We start from the raw sequence: 15,870 nt of genomic DNA, 5'->3' as shown, positions 1-15,870 counted from the left end.
GATGTTCGCGGTGGCATACCCGGGCCTGGACAAGCTCAACATCATGGGCCTGACCTCGCCGGAGTCCGCGATCCTCTCCGCGGTCATCTTCAACGCGCTGATCATCATCGCGCTGGTGCCGCTCGCCCTGAAGGGCGTGCGGTACCGGCCCACCAGCGCCGACAAGATGCTCCGCCGCAACCTCGGGATCTACGGCCTGGGCGGGCTGATCGCCCCGTTCATCGGCATCAAGCTCATCGACCTGCTCATCTCCCTCATCCCCGGAATCGGCTGATCGCCATGAACAATTCGGTTACGAACACCGCCCGGTTGATCGGAGCGGGCATCCGTGCCCTCCTGGTCCTCACCCTGGTGACCGGCGTCATCTACCCCCTGGCGGTCACCGGCATCGCCCAGGCCCTGTTCAACGGAAAGGCGAACGGCTCGGAGATCAAGGCCGACGGCAAGGTCGTCGGCTCCGAGCTCATCGGCCAGACCTACAACCTGCCGCTGAAGAAGGGCCAGGAGACCCCGGACCCGGACCTGAGGTGGTTCCAGCCGCGGCCGTCGGGCGGCCTCGGTACGAACAGCGTCAACACCCAGTACAAGATCATCCTCTCCGGCGCGACCAACCGGTCCGGAGACAACGAGGACCTGATCACGTGGGTGAAGGACGCCAAGGCCGCGGTCATCAAGGACAACTCCACCGCGGACTACAAGGTCAAGCCCACGGACGTGCCCGCCGATGCGGTCACCTCCTCCGGCTCCGGCCTGGACCCGCACATCTCGCCCGAGTACGCCGAACTCCAGGTGCACCGCATCGCGGAGAGGAACGACCTCGATGTGAAGCAGGTGGAGAAGCTGGTCAAGGACCACACAGACGGACGGATCCTCGGCTTCATCGGCGAGCCGCACGTCAACGTGCTCCGGCTCAACCTCGCGCTGAAGCAGCTGACCGGCAACTGACCGGCGTCATCGGCAGCAGCGGGAGCCGGCTCCACCAGCCAACGGCTCCCGCTGCGCCCTGGGGGATATTCGCAGGTCACCATCGTGGAGCCGATACCCGCGGATGCTGATCATGGTGACCGGTCCCGCTCTGGTTATGTTTGTTCGTACGGTCCGGGCAGCCGGTACACGGTCATCTGGAAGAGAAGGGGATCATGGGACGCGGCAAGCTCCGGATCTATCTCGGTGCGGCACCGGGCGTCGGCAAGACCTACGCGATGCTGTCCGAGGCACATCGGCGTGTCGAGCGGGGCACCGACGTCGTCGTCGGATTCGTGGAGCACCACGGGCGGCCCCGTACCGAGGTGATGCTCCACGGCCTCGAGCAGGTGCCACGCCGCGAGATCGAGTACCGCGACGCCGTCTTCACCGAGATGGATGTGGACGCGGTGCTGGCCCGGCGGCCGGCCGTCGCGCTCGTCGACGAACTCGCTCACACCAACATCCCCGGCTCGCGCAACGAGAAGCGCTGGCAGGACATCGAGGAGCTCCTCCAGGCCGGTATCGACGTCGTCTCCACGGTCAACATCCAGCACCTGGAGTCGCTGGGTGATGTCGTCGAGTCGATAACCGGTGTGCGGCAGCGCGAGACCGTGCCCGATGAGGTCGTACGGCGTGCCGACCAGATCGAGCTGGTCGACATGTCGCCGCACGCCCTGCGCCGCCGTATGGCGCACGGCAACATCTACGCCCCCGACAAGGTCGACGCGGCCCTGTCGAACTACTTCCGGCCCGGCAACCTCACCGCTCTGCGTGAGTTGGCCCTGCTGTGGACCGCCGACCGGGTCGACGAATACCTCCAGCAGTACCGGACCGAACACACCATCTCGACGATCTGGCAGGCCCGCGAGCGCATCGTCGTCGGCCTCACCGGCGGCCCCGAGGGCCGTACGCTCATCCGCCGCGCGGCACGAATGGCCACCAAGGGCGCCGGAGGCGAGATCCTGGCTGTCTACGTGGCCCGCAGCGACGGGCTGACCTCCGGCTCACCGAAGGAGCTGGCCGTCCAGCGCACCCTCGTCGAGGATCTTGGCGGAACCTTCCACCACGTCATCGGCGACGACATCCCGACCGCGCTGCTGGAGTTCGCGCGGGGTGTGAACGCCACCCAGATCGTGCTGGGCACCAGCCGCCGCAAGGCCTGGCAGTACATCTTCGGGCCCGGCGTCGGCGCCACCGTCGCCCGGGAGTCCGGCCCGGACCTGGATGTGCACATCATCACTCACGAGGAGGCGGCCAAGGGCCGCGGACTGCCCGTCGCCCGCGGCGCCCGCCTCGGCCGCTCCCGGATCATCGCCGGCTGGCTGGCCGGCGTGGTGGGGCCGGTGCCGCTCACCCTGCTGCTGACCAGCGTGCTGCCGGACCTCGGCCTCGCCAACGACATGCTGCTGTTCCTGGCGCTGACGGTGGCGGCCGCGCTGATGGGAGGCCTGCTCCCGGCGCTCGCCTCGGCGGCCGTCGGCTCCCTGCTCCTGAACTACTTCTTCACCCCGCCCCTCCACCGACTGACGATCGCGGACCCGAAGAACATCGTCGCCCTCGTGATCTTCGTGTCTGTCGCGGTTTCAGTCGCCTCTGTGGTCGACCTCGCTGCCCGGCGTACCCACCAAGCCGCCCGGCTGCGCGCCGAATCCGAGATCCTGTCCTTCCTCGCGGGCAATGTGCTGCGCGGTGAGACCAGCCTGGAAACGCTGCTGGAGCGCGTTCGCGAGACCTTCGGCATGGACTGCGTGGCGCTGCTGGAGCGGCGGAGCGATGTGGATCCCTGGACCTGCGCGGGGAGCGTCAGCCGTACGGATGGCGGCCCGCCGCCCGTACGGCCCGAGGACGCGGACGTCGACATGCCCGTCGGCGACAACATGGCGCTCGCGCTGACAGGCCGCGTCCTGCCTGCCGAGGACCGCCGGGTGCTGGCTGCCTTCGCAGCTCAGGCCGCTGTCGTCCTCGACCGGCAGCGGCTGGTCGGCGAGGCGGAACGTGCCCGTGAGCTGGACGAGGGCAACCGGATCCGCACCGCCCTGCTCGCCGCCGTCTCCCACGACCTGCGCACCCCGCTGGCCGCCATCAAGGCTGCCGTCACCTCGCTGCGCGCCGACGATGTGTCCTGGTCCCCCGAGGACGAGGCGGAGCTCCTCGCCGGCATCGAGGAAGGCGCGGACCGTCTCGACCACCTGGTCGGCAATCTGCTGGACATGTCCCGGCTGCAGACCGGCACCGTCACCCCGCTCATCCGCGAGATCGACCTGGACGAGGTGGTGCCCAAGGCGCTCGGCGGCGTCCCCGACGGCAGCGTCGTACTCGACATCCCCGAAGTGCTGCCCATGGTCGCCGTGGACCCCGGACTCCTGGAGCGCAGCGTCGCCAACATCGTGGAGAACGCCGTCAAGTACAACCCCGACGGCAAGCCGGTGCTCGTCGCCGCCAGCGCACTGGGCAACCGCGTCGAACTGCGGGTCGTGGACGGCGGCCCCGGTGTGCCGGACGATGAGAAGGAACGGATTTTCGCGCCCTTCCAGCGCTACGGCGACGCACCGCGTGGCGCCGGCGTCGGCCTGGGCCTCGCGGTCGCCCGCGGCTTCGCCGAGGCGATGGGCGGCATGCTGTCGGCCGAGGACACCCCCGGAGGCGGCATGACCATGGTGCTCACCCTCCAGGCCGCGTCCGGCGGCCCGCCGGCCCGGCCCGATCTCGCGGCCAGGGCCACCTCATGACCCCCTACGACAGGAAGGCGACACATCAATGACCCGGGTGCTGGTGGTGGAGGACGAGCCGCAGATCGTGCGCGCCCTCGTCATCAACCTGAAGGCCCGCAAGTACGAGGTGGACGCCGCCCCCGACGGTGCCAGCGCCCTCCGGCTCGCGGCTGCCCGCCCGCCGGACGTGGTCATTCTCGACCTCGGCCTGCCCGACATGGACGGCGTCGAGGTGATCAAGGGGCTGCGCGGCTGGAACCGGGTGCCGATCATCGTGCTCTCCGCCCGCCAGACCTCCGACGAGAAGGTCGAGGCCCTCGACGCAGGCGCGGACGACTACGTCACCAAGCCCTTCGGCATGGACGAGCTGCTCGCCCGGCTACGGGCGGCCGTCCGTCGCGCCGAACCCGTAGGCTCGGGCGAGGCCACCGCGATCGTCGAGACCGATACCTTCACCGTCGACCTGGTCGCCAAGAAGGCACACCGGGACGGCCGCAGCGTCCGTCTCACGCCCACCGAATGGCACATCCTCGAGGTGCTGGTACGCAACGCCGGCCGCCTGGTCGCCCAGAAGCAACTGCTGCACGAGGTCTGGGGCCCCTCCTACGGTGACCAGACCAACTACCTGCGCGTCTACATGGCGCAGCTGCGCCGCAAACTCGAGGCGGACCCCTCGCACCCGAAGCACTTCATCACGGAGCCGGGTATGGGGTACCGCTTCGAGGCATGACGGAACGATGCACCGGCGACAGGTTCTGACAGCCACGGTGACGATCAACCCTTAGGTCACACGGCCTTGGAGAGGAACGACTTCGCTTCCGCTCGTGCTGAGGGTTTGGTCAGGCCGTCCCCGCGTTCGGGAGGGCCACTCCCTTGCTCGTCCCCGCAGGATTGAGAGTTCCAATACCGGCCGGAAATAGAGCCCGTGTACCACGACCAGGCGCCGCGATGCCGCTTGGCGAGCCCGCGTCCGCTACGGTGAGTGATCGCCGCAGGCGTGCGGCCAGTCGGTCGAGCACGGCGGTGGCGGGGGAGGGCCCGCCCTCATGGTCAGCCACAGTCGCACTCGTCAGCGGTGCGGCGCGCACCTCCCGCCGGGGCAGTGGCGGCATGAGCTGCCTCGTACCGCATGCACGGCTGTCGTTTCGGGTGACCAGCAGTCAGATGGCGGTTTATGCACTCTTGCTGAGATCACCTCAGTGTCTCGTGTCACAGACAACCGCATAGCCATGAATGGGCAGCAATACATGTGCTAGACCCTCTGAGGATCACGAGCAGGACGGGAAGGCGTTACGAGCATGGTCTGTGCGCGGGAGGTGGTGACTCTGGCACCGCGTAGGCCGTGCTGCTTGCCCCGGATGGGTGTCGAAGACAGGATTCGCCGCATTGGCTGGGGTGCCCCCGGCCGGGACGGTGAGCTGGCACGTGGAGAGGATCCTCATGAGCACAGCGGAAGCTCTGACGGTTGGACAGGTGGTCGACACGGATCGTTATCCTCTGTCGGAGCCGGACGGTGCTGAATGGAAATCCGTGGTCGCTCGTACCCGGCAGGAACTGGGAACCGTAGGCTGCAGCGTACTGCCCAATTTCATCCGGCCGTCCCTGAGTGAGGCACTCCAGCACGAATGCGCGTCGATCGCCTCTCGGGCGTATTACGACGTCGAAACGGTCAACGCCTACAATATCGCGGTGGACTCATCGCTGCCGGAAGGACATCCGGGTCGCATCGCCTTCGAGCGCGGCAACGCGTTCGTGGCACGCGATCGTATTCCAGAGGATTTCATCATCCAGCAGCTCTATTCGAGCGAGCTCTTTCAGCGTTTCATCGCCGACTGCTTCGACCTGCCCCGTCTCCACGAGCTCGCGGACCCCTTGTCCGGGCTGTGCCTCAACGTGGTGAACCCGGGCATGGAGCATCCGTGGCACTTCGACACCAACGAGTTCACGGTGAGCATGCTCACGCAGGAATCCGAGGCCGGCGGGATCTTCGAGTACTGCCCGAACATCCGCTCGGCGGAGGCCGAGAATTTTGACGACGTGCGGGACGTGGTGGTCGGCCGCGGCGAACACCTGATCCGTCGCCTCACGCTCCGCCCGGGGGATCTGCAGCTCTTCAAAGGCCGTTACTCGCTGCACCGCGTGAGTGAAGTACAGGGTGCGGCCGCGCGTCACTCGGCGATATTCGCCTACAGTGAACGTCCCGGAGTCATCGGGAGCGTAGCGCGGACGGAACAGCTTTTCGGCCGCGTGCTGCCCCAGCATCTGGAGGCCGAGAACCGTGCTGTGCGGGTCGACCAGCTGCTGGATTAAGGAGTCGGTCGGCGATGTGCACCGCCACCCACCCATCCCCCCACTCTGCAATCCACGGAGGAGTGCCGCCCCGTGCATTTCGACACCACTGGAAAAGTCACACTCGACGATATCTATACGCAGCCCGACCCCCGGGCGTACTTCAGTACGCTGCGCAAGCTCGACTACTGCATTCCGCAGCTGGCCAAACCCTATTTCACCAAGCTCATCAATGAATACCGCGACTGGCAGCAGGGCCGGACGCCGAAAGTGCTGGACATCGGCTGCTCGTACGGCGTCAACGCAGCTCTGCTGAAATGCGATGCGACGATGGACGAACTGTACGAGCGTTACGCCGATGCCGGCACGCTGAGTGTCAGCACACTGGTGAGCCGCGACCAGGAGCTGGTCCGGGCACGTCACGGCTCGACACGCGCCCGATTCGTGGGACTCGACACCTCGGAGCGCGCCCTGTCATACGCACTTTCGGCCGGGTTCCTCGACGACGCGGTGCATGCCAACCTGGAAGAGCATGACCCGACCGAGCGGCAACGCGAGCAGCTCGCCGGGACGGATCTCGTCATCTCGACGGGCTGTATCGGCTACGTCACCGAGAAGACCATCTCACGGGTCGTCAATGCGCAGGGCGACCACAAACCGTGGATGGCGCACTTCGTCCTGCGGATGTTCTCCTTTGAGCCCGTGGCGGACAGCCTTGCGGCAGCGGGGTACGAAACCGTGCAGGTCGAGGGCCTGTTCAAGCAGCGGCGGTTCGCCTCTCCCGAGGAGCAGACCCGCGTTCTCGACACGCTCGCGTCCGTCGGTGTGGATCCGCGCGGTCTGGAAACCGACGGCTGGTTCTACGCGCAGCTCTACTTCTCTCGTTCGCGACGCAGCAACGGCCGCGCAGTCGTGGACCTCGCAGCGACCCCCACGTAATCATTCAACTCCCCACAATCATCCGGAACATCGAGGGAACACAGTGAACGCCAGTCAGGGAACAGCCGCCGCAGCCCCCACCCCCACCTTCGCCAACGAGGACCGCCTGCCGCGCGTACCGCTGCCCACGTTGGAGGACAGCTGCCAGAGGTTCATCGAGTGGTGCGCTCCGCTGCTGACCGCAGAAGAGCTGGCGGCGACGGAGGCGGAAGTGGCCTCCTTCCTCCGCCCGGACGGACCCGGCCGCAAGCTCCACGCGGCGCTCGAGCAGTACAACGCCGAGGAGGGCGTACACAGCTGGCTCGACACGTTCTGGCCGTACCGGTACCTGGGGCGCCGTGACCGCATCGCGCTCAACGCGAACTTCCTCTTCCTCTTCCAGGACGTCGACCAGTCGCAGGCGGAGCGGGCAGCCGGCCTCATCGCCGGGGCCCTCAACTACAAGCGGCGGCTCGACCGGGAACTCATGCCGCCGATCGTGCAGCGGGGCCAGGCGCTCACGATGGAGCAGAACAAGTTCCTCTTCTCCGCCACGCGCATTCCCGGCGCTGTGCAGGACACCGTCCGGGTGCCCTACAGCGAGGAGTGGCCCGGCCCGTCACAGGCGCGGCACATCGTGGTGTTCTTCCGCGGAAACATGTTCCGTATGGAGGTGCTGGGCGCGGACGGCGTTCCGCACACGCTGGAGGATCTCGCCGCCGGGCTGCGCGCCGTCATGAAGACCGGTGCGGTGGCGGCCGCGCCGGACACCTCCGTCGGTCATCTCACCACCAAGGCCCGAGCCGAGTGGGCGGCCAGCCGGGACGCCCTGCTCGCCTGCCATCCCCGCAACGCGGAATCGCTCGACGAGGTGGAGACCGCGCTGTTCTGCGTATGCCTGGAGGACTTCGCGCCCAAGGACACCCTCGAGGCGTGCGACCAGCTGCTGCACGGCAACAGCGGCAACCGCTGGTTCGACAAGGCCGTGTCCCTGCTGGTCTTCGCGGACGGCAGGGCGGGCATCAATGTGGAGCACTGCGGTCTGGACGGGACCACGATCCTCAGCTTCGTCGACAGCCTGCTGGGCACCGAGGCCGAGGAGCACTCCCGGCAGTCGGGGGCCCAGTCGCAGGGCCTGCCGACCATAGAGCCCATCGAATTCGTACTCGACGCCGACCTGCGGGCCGATGTCCAGGCCGCTGCCGACTCGTTCGCGGCGTATGGCGCGGCCACCGCCACCACCACCGTCTCGTTCGAGGACTTCGGCACGAAGCGGGCCAAGCAGCTGCGGATCTCGCCGGACGCGTTCGTACAGATGGCCTACCAGCTCGCGCACAACCGCGCCAAGGGACACGTGGGCGCCACGTACGAGTCGATCGCCACGCGTCAGTACCGGCGCGGGCGCACCGAGGCGATGCGCGTCGTCACACGAGAGGTCGTGCGCTTCGTAGCCGCGATGGACGACCCCGGGGCGGATACGGCCACCCGTCGCGCGGCGTTCCGGGCCGCTGCCGAGAAGCACGTGGCACGGGCGAAGGAATGCCAGGCCGGCCAGGCGCCCGAGCAGCACCTGTGGGAGCTGCAGCTGATCCAGAAGCGGCGGGGCGAGGAGCTGGGGGTGACCGAGCCGCTCGCCCTGTACGAGACCCCGGGCTGGATCACGATGCGGGACGACTACCTGAGCACCAGTTCCGCACCGTCCACCAACATCCAGTACTTCGGTTTCGGGTCGACCAGCAGCCGGTGTATCGGCGTGGCTTATGTGCTACTGCCTGACCGGTTCAACCTCTACCTGAGCACCCCGAGCCCGGTGGCCGACCAGATGTTCGTCTTCGCCGACAAGCTCCGGGATGCGGTGGTCGAATTGGAGGACCTGCTTGCCACCGAGGCACCGGAGAACGCTGGGCAGAGTCAGTGACCCCGTTGGCGCCCGGGGAGGTCTCCCCGCACGGCGCCTACATGGAGGGCGGCTGCATCGAGCCGTCGGGTGATCGTGTGCTGGGGGATGGGTCTCACCCAGCACAGGCACGGCGTCCCTACCATCCGCGAGATCGTCAACTTCCTGCTGCTGCGCGGCAACCTCGGCCGCCCCGGCGCGGGGGTGTGCCCGGTGCGCGGGCACAGCAACGTGCAGGGCGACCGCACGATGGGCATCTGGGAGCGGATGCCCGAGCCGGTCACCGGGTGACGCGACGGGCGGGTGGTACCGCAGCGCAGATTGCTGCGAATCCGGGACGGCGGCATCGTCGAACACCAGGAACGGTCTCGCGCCGAGGCGCCGAGGCGCCGATCGAGATCCGGGGTCCGCGGCCGCGCTCTGGCCATCACCATCCGCACGCCTGGTCACGACTCGACCTTGCCGTGGTGCTCTCCTCGCCCTCGGGCACCTGGCGCGATGTTACAGCACGTGTGGAGCCGTTCCGGCGATGGCGATCGGCGCTACGGCTTTGCGATCGATCGCCTTCATGCAATCGCATGCCGGAGGCCGGGGGCTGCTAGATCTCCTCCAGCGTGGCGCCGTCGTAAAACTTCGCGGCCTTGTAGACCATCGGATCCGAGCTGGAAACCTCCAAGTAGGTGACTTGCGCAACGATCAGAACATGAGTTTTTGCGCGGAAGCGTTCCTTGATCTCTGCCTCGATCGATGCGGCCGACCCGCGGATCAGAGGGGAACCTTCCGGTCCGGCGTGCCAGTCGAGTCCGGCGAACTTGTCGTCCGACTTGGACGCGAATCTGTCGACGACCGCACGCTGTGTGTTAGCGATGATGTTGATGCCGAGGTGCTTGGATTCGAAGAGCGACGGGTAGGTCGAGGATGTCTTCTGCACACACAAGGCCACCAGTGGCGGGTCCAGCGAGATGGGCATGTAAGCGCTGACGGCTAGTCCGCGGGGCCGATCTGCGGAGTCCATGGTCGTCACCACGGTCACACCGGTGACGAACTTCCGGTTGAACTCCTTGAGATCCTCGATGCTGGGCATCTCGACCGCCTCGCCCGCGCCGTTGGGCGCCGTGGGCGCATCGAGCGCCGATCCCAGGCCAGGTACTCCCAGGTCGGACAGCATGTCGACCGTCGGATCCCAGGTCACGCGCTCACGGATGATCCGGCCATCGCGCAGGGTTCCCTGTACGGCGCCTCGGGCGTGCAGCGCACGCCTCGTCGGGGGGACGTCGCCGAACGCGTTCATGAACGTACCGGTTGCCGACCAGAAAAGCGCGAAGTCATCGCCGTCCACGACGATCGTGTCCACCGTCGTCCACAGGTCCGGTATGGAAGCCCGCATGTCGCGAACCTGGCGCTTGAGCTCGGCCAGCCCCGAGGTACGCCCCAGCCCGGCGTTCTCCAACTCGTAGTCGGCGTGGACGATCTCATCCAAGGCATCGGAGTCGCCTTGGTTCCAGGCTGCATCCCAAGCCGAACGCACCAGGTCCTTGAAGTCCGACATCTCTTCCCATCCTCACTTCTGGCACCAAGAGGCAGACGACGCCACGGTTGCGGCTCGGTCTAGCCGACTGTGCCGAGCCCCCCGGGCGCACGAACTCGGCTGAGGGCTTCGCTGGGCGCGTGGGACTGCAGCTACGCTCTGGAAGAGAACATAATCGATTCGACAATGGGCGTCAACGGCATGGCCGACCTTGTCACATCTGGCGGCATAAGCGCGATCCGCCGCGTCAGGACGCTCGTTAGAAGCGATTCCATTCAGCCAGGCCTGCTCTTGTGCGCAAGCGTTCGTGGCAGGTCCCACACCCATCCGCCGCCGCCACGTCCGCAGCCCGCCGACTGCCAACCGACGTGGGGCGGGGGCGCCGCGGCCAGACCGGCTCCTTCTGGCGGGGCCTGCGGACCGTGGCTGTCGACGGGACCTTGCTGCACGTGCCCGACGAGCCGGCGATTACCTGGCGCTACCCGAAACGGGCCGGTGAGATGCTGGACTTCGGCTACCCGCTGCTGCGGCTCGTGGTCCTGGTCGAGTGCGGCACCCGCGCGATCCTGGCCGCCGCGTTCGGACCCGAGAGCGACGGCGAACTCACCTATGCACAGCGCCTGTTGAGCGTGCTGGACCGCACGATGCTGCTGCTGGCAGACCTCAACGCGCCTCCGTCGGCCCCCAAGGCGGCGCGTACGCCGCGCGCTCTCGCTGGACAGCCTCGCGCTCCCAGTGGTGAGAGCGGCAACCCACTCTGACGTCTGTCTGCCATTGCAGACACTCACGCCGCACGGGTCGTGATGCAGGCAAGAAGTCCACCTGCAATGGCGAATGTCGCCACAGTCCATTCGAGTCGGCTAGAGCGACCACGCAGCAGTATAAGTCCTACACCGAGCGCGCCTGAGGTCGCACATGACAGCAGCGTGAACGCGGTCGGGCCAAGGATGGCCGAAACGAGCCAGAGAGGCGCACATGTTCCGAGAGACCAGGCCAGTGGGTTGTCGGCGGTGGGTACCCTCCAGTCACCTTGGAGTACAGATGGGGAGGGGTCATGTGTGCGCCGTCCTTCCGACGTCGCGGCGTGCTGCAGGGTCTGGTAAGCCGCCAGGCGTTGATGCACTTACGCTCGTCAGTGGACGGAGGGGGGGCTTGTCGACTCCCGGATCTTCAGAGAGACCGGTGACGGAGGGGGAGGGGTCGGATCGGCGCCGTCGACCATGCCGAGCAGCAGCTTGGTGGCCTGAATGCCCATCTCCCGAGCGGGCTGTCGGACGGTGGTGAGAGCCGGAGTGAGGAGGGAAGCGAACGGTAGGTCATCGAATCCGACCACCGAGACGTCCTCCGGCACCCGCAGGCCAGCGCGGCGACAGTAGGACAGGGCCCCAATTGCCATGAGGTCGTTCGCGCAGATCAAAGCAGTGGGCCGATCGTCCGCCGGGCGGCTCAGGATCTCGGCAGCCAGCTGCTCGCCCGACGACATCCTGTAGTCACCTGCGAGCACGGGGATGCCGTCGGGATCCAGTCCGGCGGCGGCGATGGCCTCGCGGTAGCCCGAGAGGCGCTGTTCGGCCGTCCAGAGCTCGAGCGGACCGCCAAGGATGGCTAGGCGCTCGTGCCCGAGCGAGGTGAGGTGGGCGGCGATCTCCCTCGCACCCCGGCGGTTCTGCGAGACCACAGACGGCAGGTTGAATCCAGGGAGCTTTTCGTCGACGAGGACGACAGGGCCGACCCGGGTCAACTCGACCAGAGCCTCCATTCGCGTCTCTGATCCGGAGAGGTAGATGAGCCCGTCGAGGCGCTGACTGCGTAGCAGCCTGCTGTTCCAGGACTCGCCGCCACCGGTCGCTTCCGGTGTGCAGAACACCACCAAGACGTCCTTCTCGGACGCGGCTTGCTCCACTCCCTCGGCGATCAGCGCAAAGTACTGGTTTACGAGGTCGGGGACAACGAGGCCTACGGTGGCCACGCTATGCCGCTTGAGGTTGCGAGCAGACTCGTTGGGCAAATAGCCCAGCGCGCGGACAGCCTCCAGCACCCGTGCACGCCGGTCGGCGGCAACGGGCCCGCTGTCGTTGACCACGTAACTCACCGTGCTGACGGCGACTCCTGCCCGCTCAGCAACGTCCTTCATCGTGGGCCTGCGCATCGGCATGGCTCCCGAATTCCGGGTCAAGGTCCCCCCCTCACGTCTCGTCATGCGGCACTTCGTTCACGTCGCGAAGGCTAACCATAGCCGATTCCAGCTCAGGGATAGAACGCTTTCCATAACTACTGCTGCAGCTCTCTGGCCTAGGCCGGCGCGCGTTGTGGCGCAGCGTCCCCCGATGTCGCGGGTGGCCCGGAGCCGTCGGTCTCTGTGCATCGCCGCTTCACACGCTGGGTTCGCGCGCTGGCCGCTGAGGTGACCTGGGGCCGCAAGCCACGCCGGACACGAGGGACGCGCCCAGCGACGGCCGCGCGGGGATCCGCGGTATGGGGTGGCGGGGCGGAGATCTCCAACCTCCACGGCCACGACATCTTCGAGCGCGATCGAGAGCTCCACCGCCGTCAGGTACCCCTGGCCGGGCAGAGCAGGTCCCACCCTGGTCCCTTGCGGCCGATCGCAACTCCCCGTTTACAGAGCCGATCTACCGCTGATACAGTCCGCCGCTAGAAAGGTTTCTACCCCTGGCCCGACGATCTGATCAGCGAAAGTCGCGGTTGCAGGCCGCATGCTTCGGCGTTGTTATCGAATCGTTAATAGTCCGCTGGCGACTACTCCAGTCGCGGGGCGGCCGAGAGGACGGACAAAGATGTCCCTGGGCGATCAGTTCGACAACATCATCGTCAACACCGACAACTACAAGCACTGCCACTACTCGCTGTACCCGCCGGGCACCGAGTACATCTCGTCGTACATCGAGTCCCGCGGCGGCCAGTTCCCCGTCACGATGTTCGTCGGCCTCCAAGCCTTCATCCGGGACTACCTCATGCGCCCCGTGACGCTTGAGGATGTCGATGAGGCCGAGTACCTCATGCGCGAGCAGGGGATGCACTTCAACCGCGACAACTGGATGGGCATCATCAAAGACCACGACGGCTATCTGCCCGTCGAGATCGAGGCGATCCCCGAGGGCACCGTGCTGCCCACCAACAACGTGCTCGTGCAGCTCATCAACACTGACCCGAAGTATTACTGGGTGACCAGCTTCTTCGAGACCGCCCTGCTGAGGGCGGTGTGGTACCCGACCACGATCGGCACCCTGAGCTGGCTGTGCAAGCAGGTGATCCGCACCGCCCTGGAGCGCACTTCCGACAACGAGGGAGCGCTCCGGCACATGCTTCACGACTATGGCGCACGGGGGGTCAGCTCGCAGCAGTCCGCCGCACTTGGTGGCATGGCGCACTTGGTAAACTTCAGCCAGAGCGACACCACCCCGGGCATCCTCGCCGCCAAGCGCTGGTACAACGCCGTGGCTCCATCGAACTCCGGCCCCAACTCCGAACACGCCGGCTTCACCGCCTGGGGGCGAGACTTCGAGGTCGACGCCATCCGAAACATGCTCGAGACCTACCGCGACTACGGCTTCGCGCTGGTCTTGACCGACACCTACGACCACGAGCACTGCGTCAAGAGGATCCTCGGCGGCGAGCTGAAGGAATTGATCCAGAACTTCCCCGGCATAGTGGGCGCGCGCCCCGACTCCGGCGACGTCGTCCAGGTCACCTCCGACACCATCGAGTGGCTCATGGACGCCTTCGGCTACGAAGTCAACAGCAAGGGCTTCAAGATCCTCCCTCCGTTCATCCGAGTGGTGCAGGGCGACGGCGTCACCGGCGAGAGCCTCCGGGCGATCTTCATCGAGATGGAGCGCCGCGGCCTGGCGGCCGACAACGCCGTCTTCGGCATGGGCGGCGGCCTCCTCCAGCACGTCAACCGCGACACCAACAACTTCGCACAGAAGGCAAACGCCGTTTGCGTCAACGGTGAGTGGCGCGACATTGCCAAGCAGCCCACCGGGGCCAGCTTCAAGAGGTCCAAGGCCGGGCGGCTCGCCCTCATCCTGGAGGACGGTGAGTACAAGACCGTACCGCGCGACTCCGTCAGCCCCGAGCAGAACCTGCTCAAGCCCGTCTTCCGCAACGGAAAGCTGCTGAAGAAGTGGGACTTCTCTGAGTTGATCGCTGCCAGTGAGGCGCCGGTGCCGCAGGAATGGTACGGCGATTACATCGCGCCCATGCTCACCGGACCCGCACTGGCTGGCGCGGCCGTCAACTGAACCACTCACCCACGGGGCGCTCATGAAGCAGTCCACGGCATCGTGGTCTTTCCCGACGCCGTGGACTGCCGCGCCGAGCGCCTCGGGCTTTAGTCCTACGGTCCCCTTGGACGTTAGCGAACAAGAGTTGAGGAAAACACGATGGCAATGAAGTTCTGGGTTACGGCGCCGTTCTTTTATCCGGACATGACCCGGCCCTGGTCCGAGGTTTTGGACAGCATGCTCAGGATCGTCGATGCCGCTGAGGAGTTCGGCTTCGAGGGGATCACGATCAACGAGAACCAGTTCCAGAACTACGTAGCCAATCCCTCGGCGATGATGTTCGCGACGGTCGCGGCTCAGCGGACCAAGCGGCTGCGGATCGTCCCGGGTGTGGTCGTCCTGCCGGCTTACAACCCGCTCCTGGTCGCTTCCGAGATGAGCCTGCTGGATCATCTCGCGCCAGGTCGGATCGGCATCGGCGTGGCACGCGGTGGGAGCAGGTTCCAACTCGATCGGCTCGGGGTGAAGCCGGAGAACCAGCGGGCAATGTACGAAGAAGGGTTGGAGATCGTCCGTCGTCTCTTCACCGAGGATGACGTGTCTCATGACGGCCAGTTCTATTCATTCCCGCCGACGACCCTGGTCCCAAAGCCGGCGACGAAGCCACATCCTGACATCTGGGTCGCATCGCAGAGCAACGACGGTGTTCGCCGGGTCGCCCAGCAGGGCCTGAATCTGATCACGGCGCCGAACTACGGCAACTTCGAGCCCTACGGCGACCTTGAGGAGCTCATCGGGAGTTACAACGACGAGATCGAAAAGACCGGGAATCCTCGCGGCGAGGTCATGGTGCTCCGCCACACCTGGCTCGGTCGTACCGAGGAAGAGGCGTTGGAGTACTTCGATGACGTCGTGAGCGAGTACAACTACTACATGGCCCTGGTCAAGGGTCCCGGCACGGTCGACACGAAGGAAGAGCGGCTCGCCACCCGCGATGTTGGCGAGAGCCGTGACTACGTGCACCGCGGGAAGATGACACCTGAGCAGCATTCCTTCTCCAAGGACAACCTGCTGGAGAAGTACGCCGACCCGGTGTTGACCACGCCCGATCGCATGATCGAGCGGTTCAAGTCCTACGAAAAGCTTGGAGTGGACCACCTGGCATGCCTCATCGCAGTCGGTCAGCCCACCGACGCGATCGTCAAGAACATGAAGATGATGGCTGAAGAGGTCCTTCCCGCGTTCGCGGACTAGTGCCGCGTCAGCCGGGGTTTGCCCGGTAGCGAGGTGACCTGGTGCGGTCAGCTGCAAGGCGCC

The 15,870-nt window shown here is 66.4% G+C and carries 11 protein-coding genes and 2 pseudogenes; 11 read left to right on the top strand and 2 right to left on the bottom strand.

Annotation, left to right across the window (positions count from 1 at the left end):
- From ACY34J_RS27755 to ACY34J_RS27720, 8 genes and pseudogenes are all read left to right on the top strand, one after another.
- Positions 1-274 (top strand): annotated as a pseudogene (locus ACY34J_RS27755) (potassium-transporting ATPase subunit B); the annotation flags it as partial.
- 5 nt (positions 275-279) lie between these two features.
- The gene (locus ACY34J_RS27750; protein ID WP_462729385.1) at positions 280-945 is read left to right on the top strand and encodes a potassium-transporting ATPase subunit C; all 666 of its coding nucleotides are present in this window, start codon (positions 280-282) and stop codon (positions 943-945) included.
- Positions 946-1,139: 194 nt separating this feature from the next.
- Positions 1,140-3,695: a DUF4118 domain-containing protein gene (locus ACY34J_RS27745; protein WP_462729386.1), complete on the top strand. Its 2,556-nt coding sequence runs from the start codon at positions 1,140-1,142 to the stop codon at positions 3,693-3,695.
- Between the two features lie 28 nt (positions 3,696-3,723).
- On the top strand, positions 3,724-4,407 hold the full coding sequence (locus tag ACY34J_RS27740; protein ID WP_462729387.1) for a response regulator: 684 nt from the start codon (positions 3,724-3,726) through the stop codon (positions 4,405-4,407).
- Between the two features lie 710 nt (positions 4,408-5,117).
- The gene (locus tag ACY34J_RS27735; protein WP_462729388.1) at positions 5,118-5,987 is read left to right on the top strand and encodes a HalD/BesD family halogenase; all 870 of its coding nucleotides are present in this window, start codon (positions 5,118-5,120) and stop codon (positions 5,985-5,987) included.
- Between the two features lie 72 nt (positions 5,988-6,059).
- On the top strand, positions 6,060-6,905 hold the full coding sequence (locus tag ACY34J_RS27730; protein ID WP_462729389.1) for a class I SAM-dependent methyltransferase: 846 nt from the start codon (positions 6,060-6,062) through the stop codon (positions 6,903-6,905).
- A 43-nt stretch (positions 6,906-6,948) separates the two neighbouring features.
- On the top strand, positions 6,949-8,802 hold the full coding sequence (locus ACY34J_RS27725; RefSeq protein ID WP_462729390.1) for a choline/carnitine O-acyltransferase: 1,854 nt from the start codon (positions 6,949-6,951) through the stop codon (positions 8,800-8,802).
- A 60-nt stretch (positions 8,803-8,862) separates the two neighbouring features.
- Positions 8,863-9,057, top strand: a pseudogene (locus ACY34J_RS27720) (hypothetical protein); the annotation flags it as partial.
- Between the two features lie 322 nt (positions 9,058-9,379).
- Here the strand turns inward: ACY34J_RS27720 and ACY34J_RS27715 are convergent.
- Positions 9,380-10,330: a flavin reductase gene (locus ACY34J_RS27715; protein ID WP_462729391.1), complete on the bottom strand. Its 951-nt coding sequence runs from the start codon at positions 10,328-10,330 to the stop codon at positions 9,380-9,382.
- A gap of 428 nt (positions 10,331-10,758) precedes the next feature.
- Here ACY34J_RS27715 and ACY34J_RS27710 point away from each other — a divergent pair, with 428 nt between their 5' ends.
- Positions 10,759-11,070, top strand: coding sequence for a hypothetical protein (locus ACY34J_RS27710; RefSeq protein ID WP_462729392.1), 312 nt, complete (start codon positions 10,759-10,761; stop codon positions 11,068-11,070).
- A 371-nt stretch (positions 11,071-11,441) separates the two neighbouring features.
- On the opposite strand, the gene ACY34J_RS27705 is transcribed toward ACY34J_RS27710, so the two are convergent.
- Positions 11,442-12,443, bottom strand: coding sequence for a LacI family DNA-binding transcriptional regulator (locus ACY34J_RS27705; protein ID WP_462761986.1), 1,002 nt, complete (start codon positions 12,441-12,443; stop codon positions 11,442-11,444).
- Between the two features lie 661 nt (positions 12,444-13,104).
- Here ACY34J_RS27705 and ACY34J_RS27700 point away from each other — a divergent pair.
- Positions 13,105-14,571, top strand: coding sequence for a nicotinate phosphoribosyltransferase (locus ACY34J_RS27700; protein WP_462729394.1), 1,467 nt, complete (start codon positions 13,105-13,107; stop codon positions 14,569-14,571).
- Positions 14,572-14,712: 141 nt separating this feature from the next.
- On the top strand, positions 14,713-15,807 hold the full coding sequence (locus ACY34J_RS27695) for an LLM class flavin-dependent oxidoreductase (protein ID WP_462729395.1): 1,095 nt from the start codon (positions 14,713-14,715) through the stop codon (positions 15,805-15,807).
- The last annotated feature ends 63 nt before the right edge of the window (positions 15,808-15,870 follow it).

This window comes from Streptomyces sp. HSS9-12 (assembly GCF_054963655.1).
The sequence above is the reverse complement of the archived record's forward strand: the minus strand, read 5'-3'. Positions and strand labels throughout refer to the sequence as shown.

Bases quoted from the DNA above. Each gene is read 5' to 3' on its own strand.
- ACY34J_RS27750 (WP_462729385.1), top strand. From the start codon at position 280: ATGAACAATTCGGTTACGAACACCGCCCGGTTGATCGGAGCGGGCATC.
- ACY34J_RS27745 (WP_462729386.1), top strand. From the start codon at position 1,140: ATGGGACGCGGCAAGCTCCGGATCTATCTCGGTGCGGCACCGGGCGTC.
- ACY34J_RS27740 (WP_462729387.1), top strand. From the start codon at position 3,724: ATGACCCGGGTGCTGGTGGTGGAGGACGAGCCGCAGATCGTGCGCGCC.
- ACY34J_RS27735 (WP_462729388.1), top strand. From the start codon at position 5,118: ATGAGCACAGCGGAAGCTCTGACGGTTGGACAGGTGGTCGACACGGAT.
- ACY34J_RS27715 (WP_462729391.1), bottom strand. From the start codon at position 10,330: ATGTCGGACTTCAAGGACCTGGTGCGTTCGGCTTGGGATGCAGCCTGG.
- ACY34J_RS27705 (WP_462761986.1), bottom strand. From the start codon at position 12,443: ATGAAGGACGTTGCTGAGCGGGCAGGAGTCGCCGTCAGCACGGTGAGT.
- ACY34J_RS27700 (WP_462729394.1), top strand. From the start codon at position 13,105: ATGTCCCTGGGCGATCAGTTCGACAACATCATCGTCAACACCGACAAC.
- ACY34J_RS27695 (WP_462729395.1), top strand. From the start codon at position 14,713: ATGGCAATGAAGTTCTGGGTTACGGCGCCGTTCTTTTATCCGGACATG.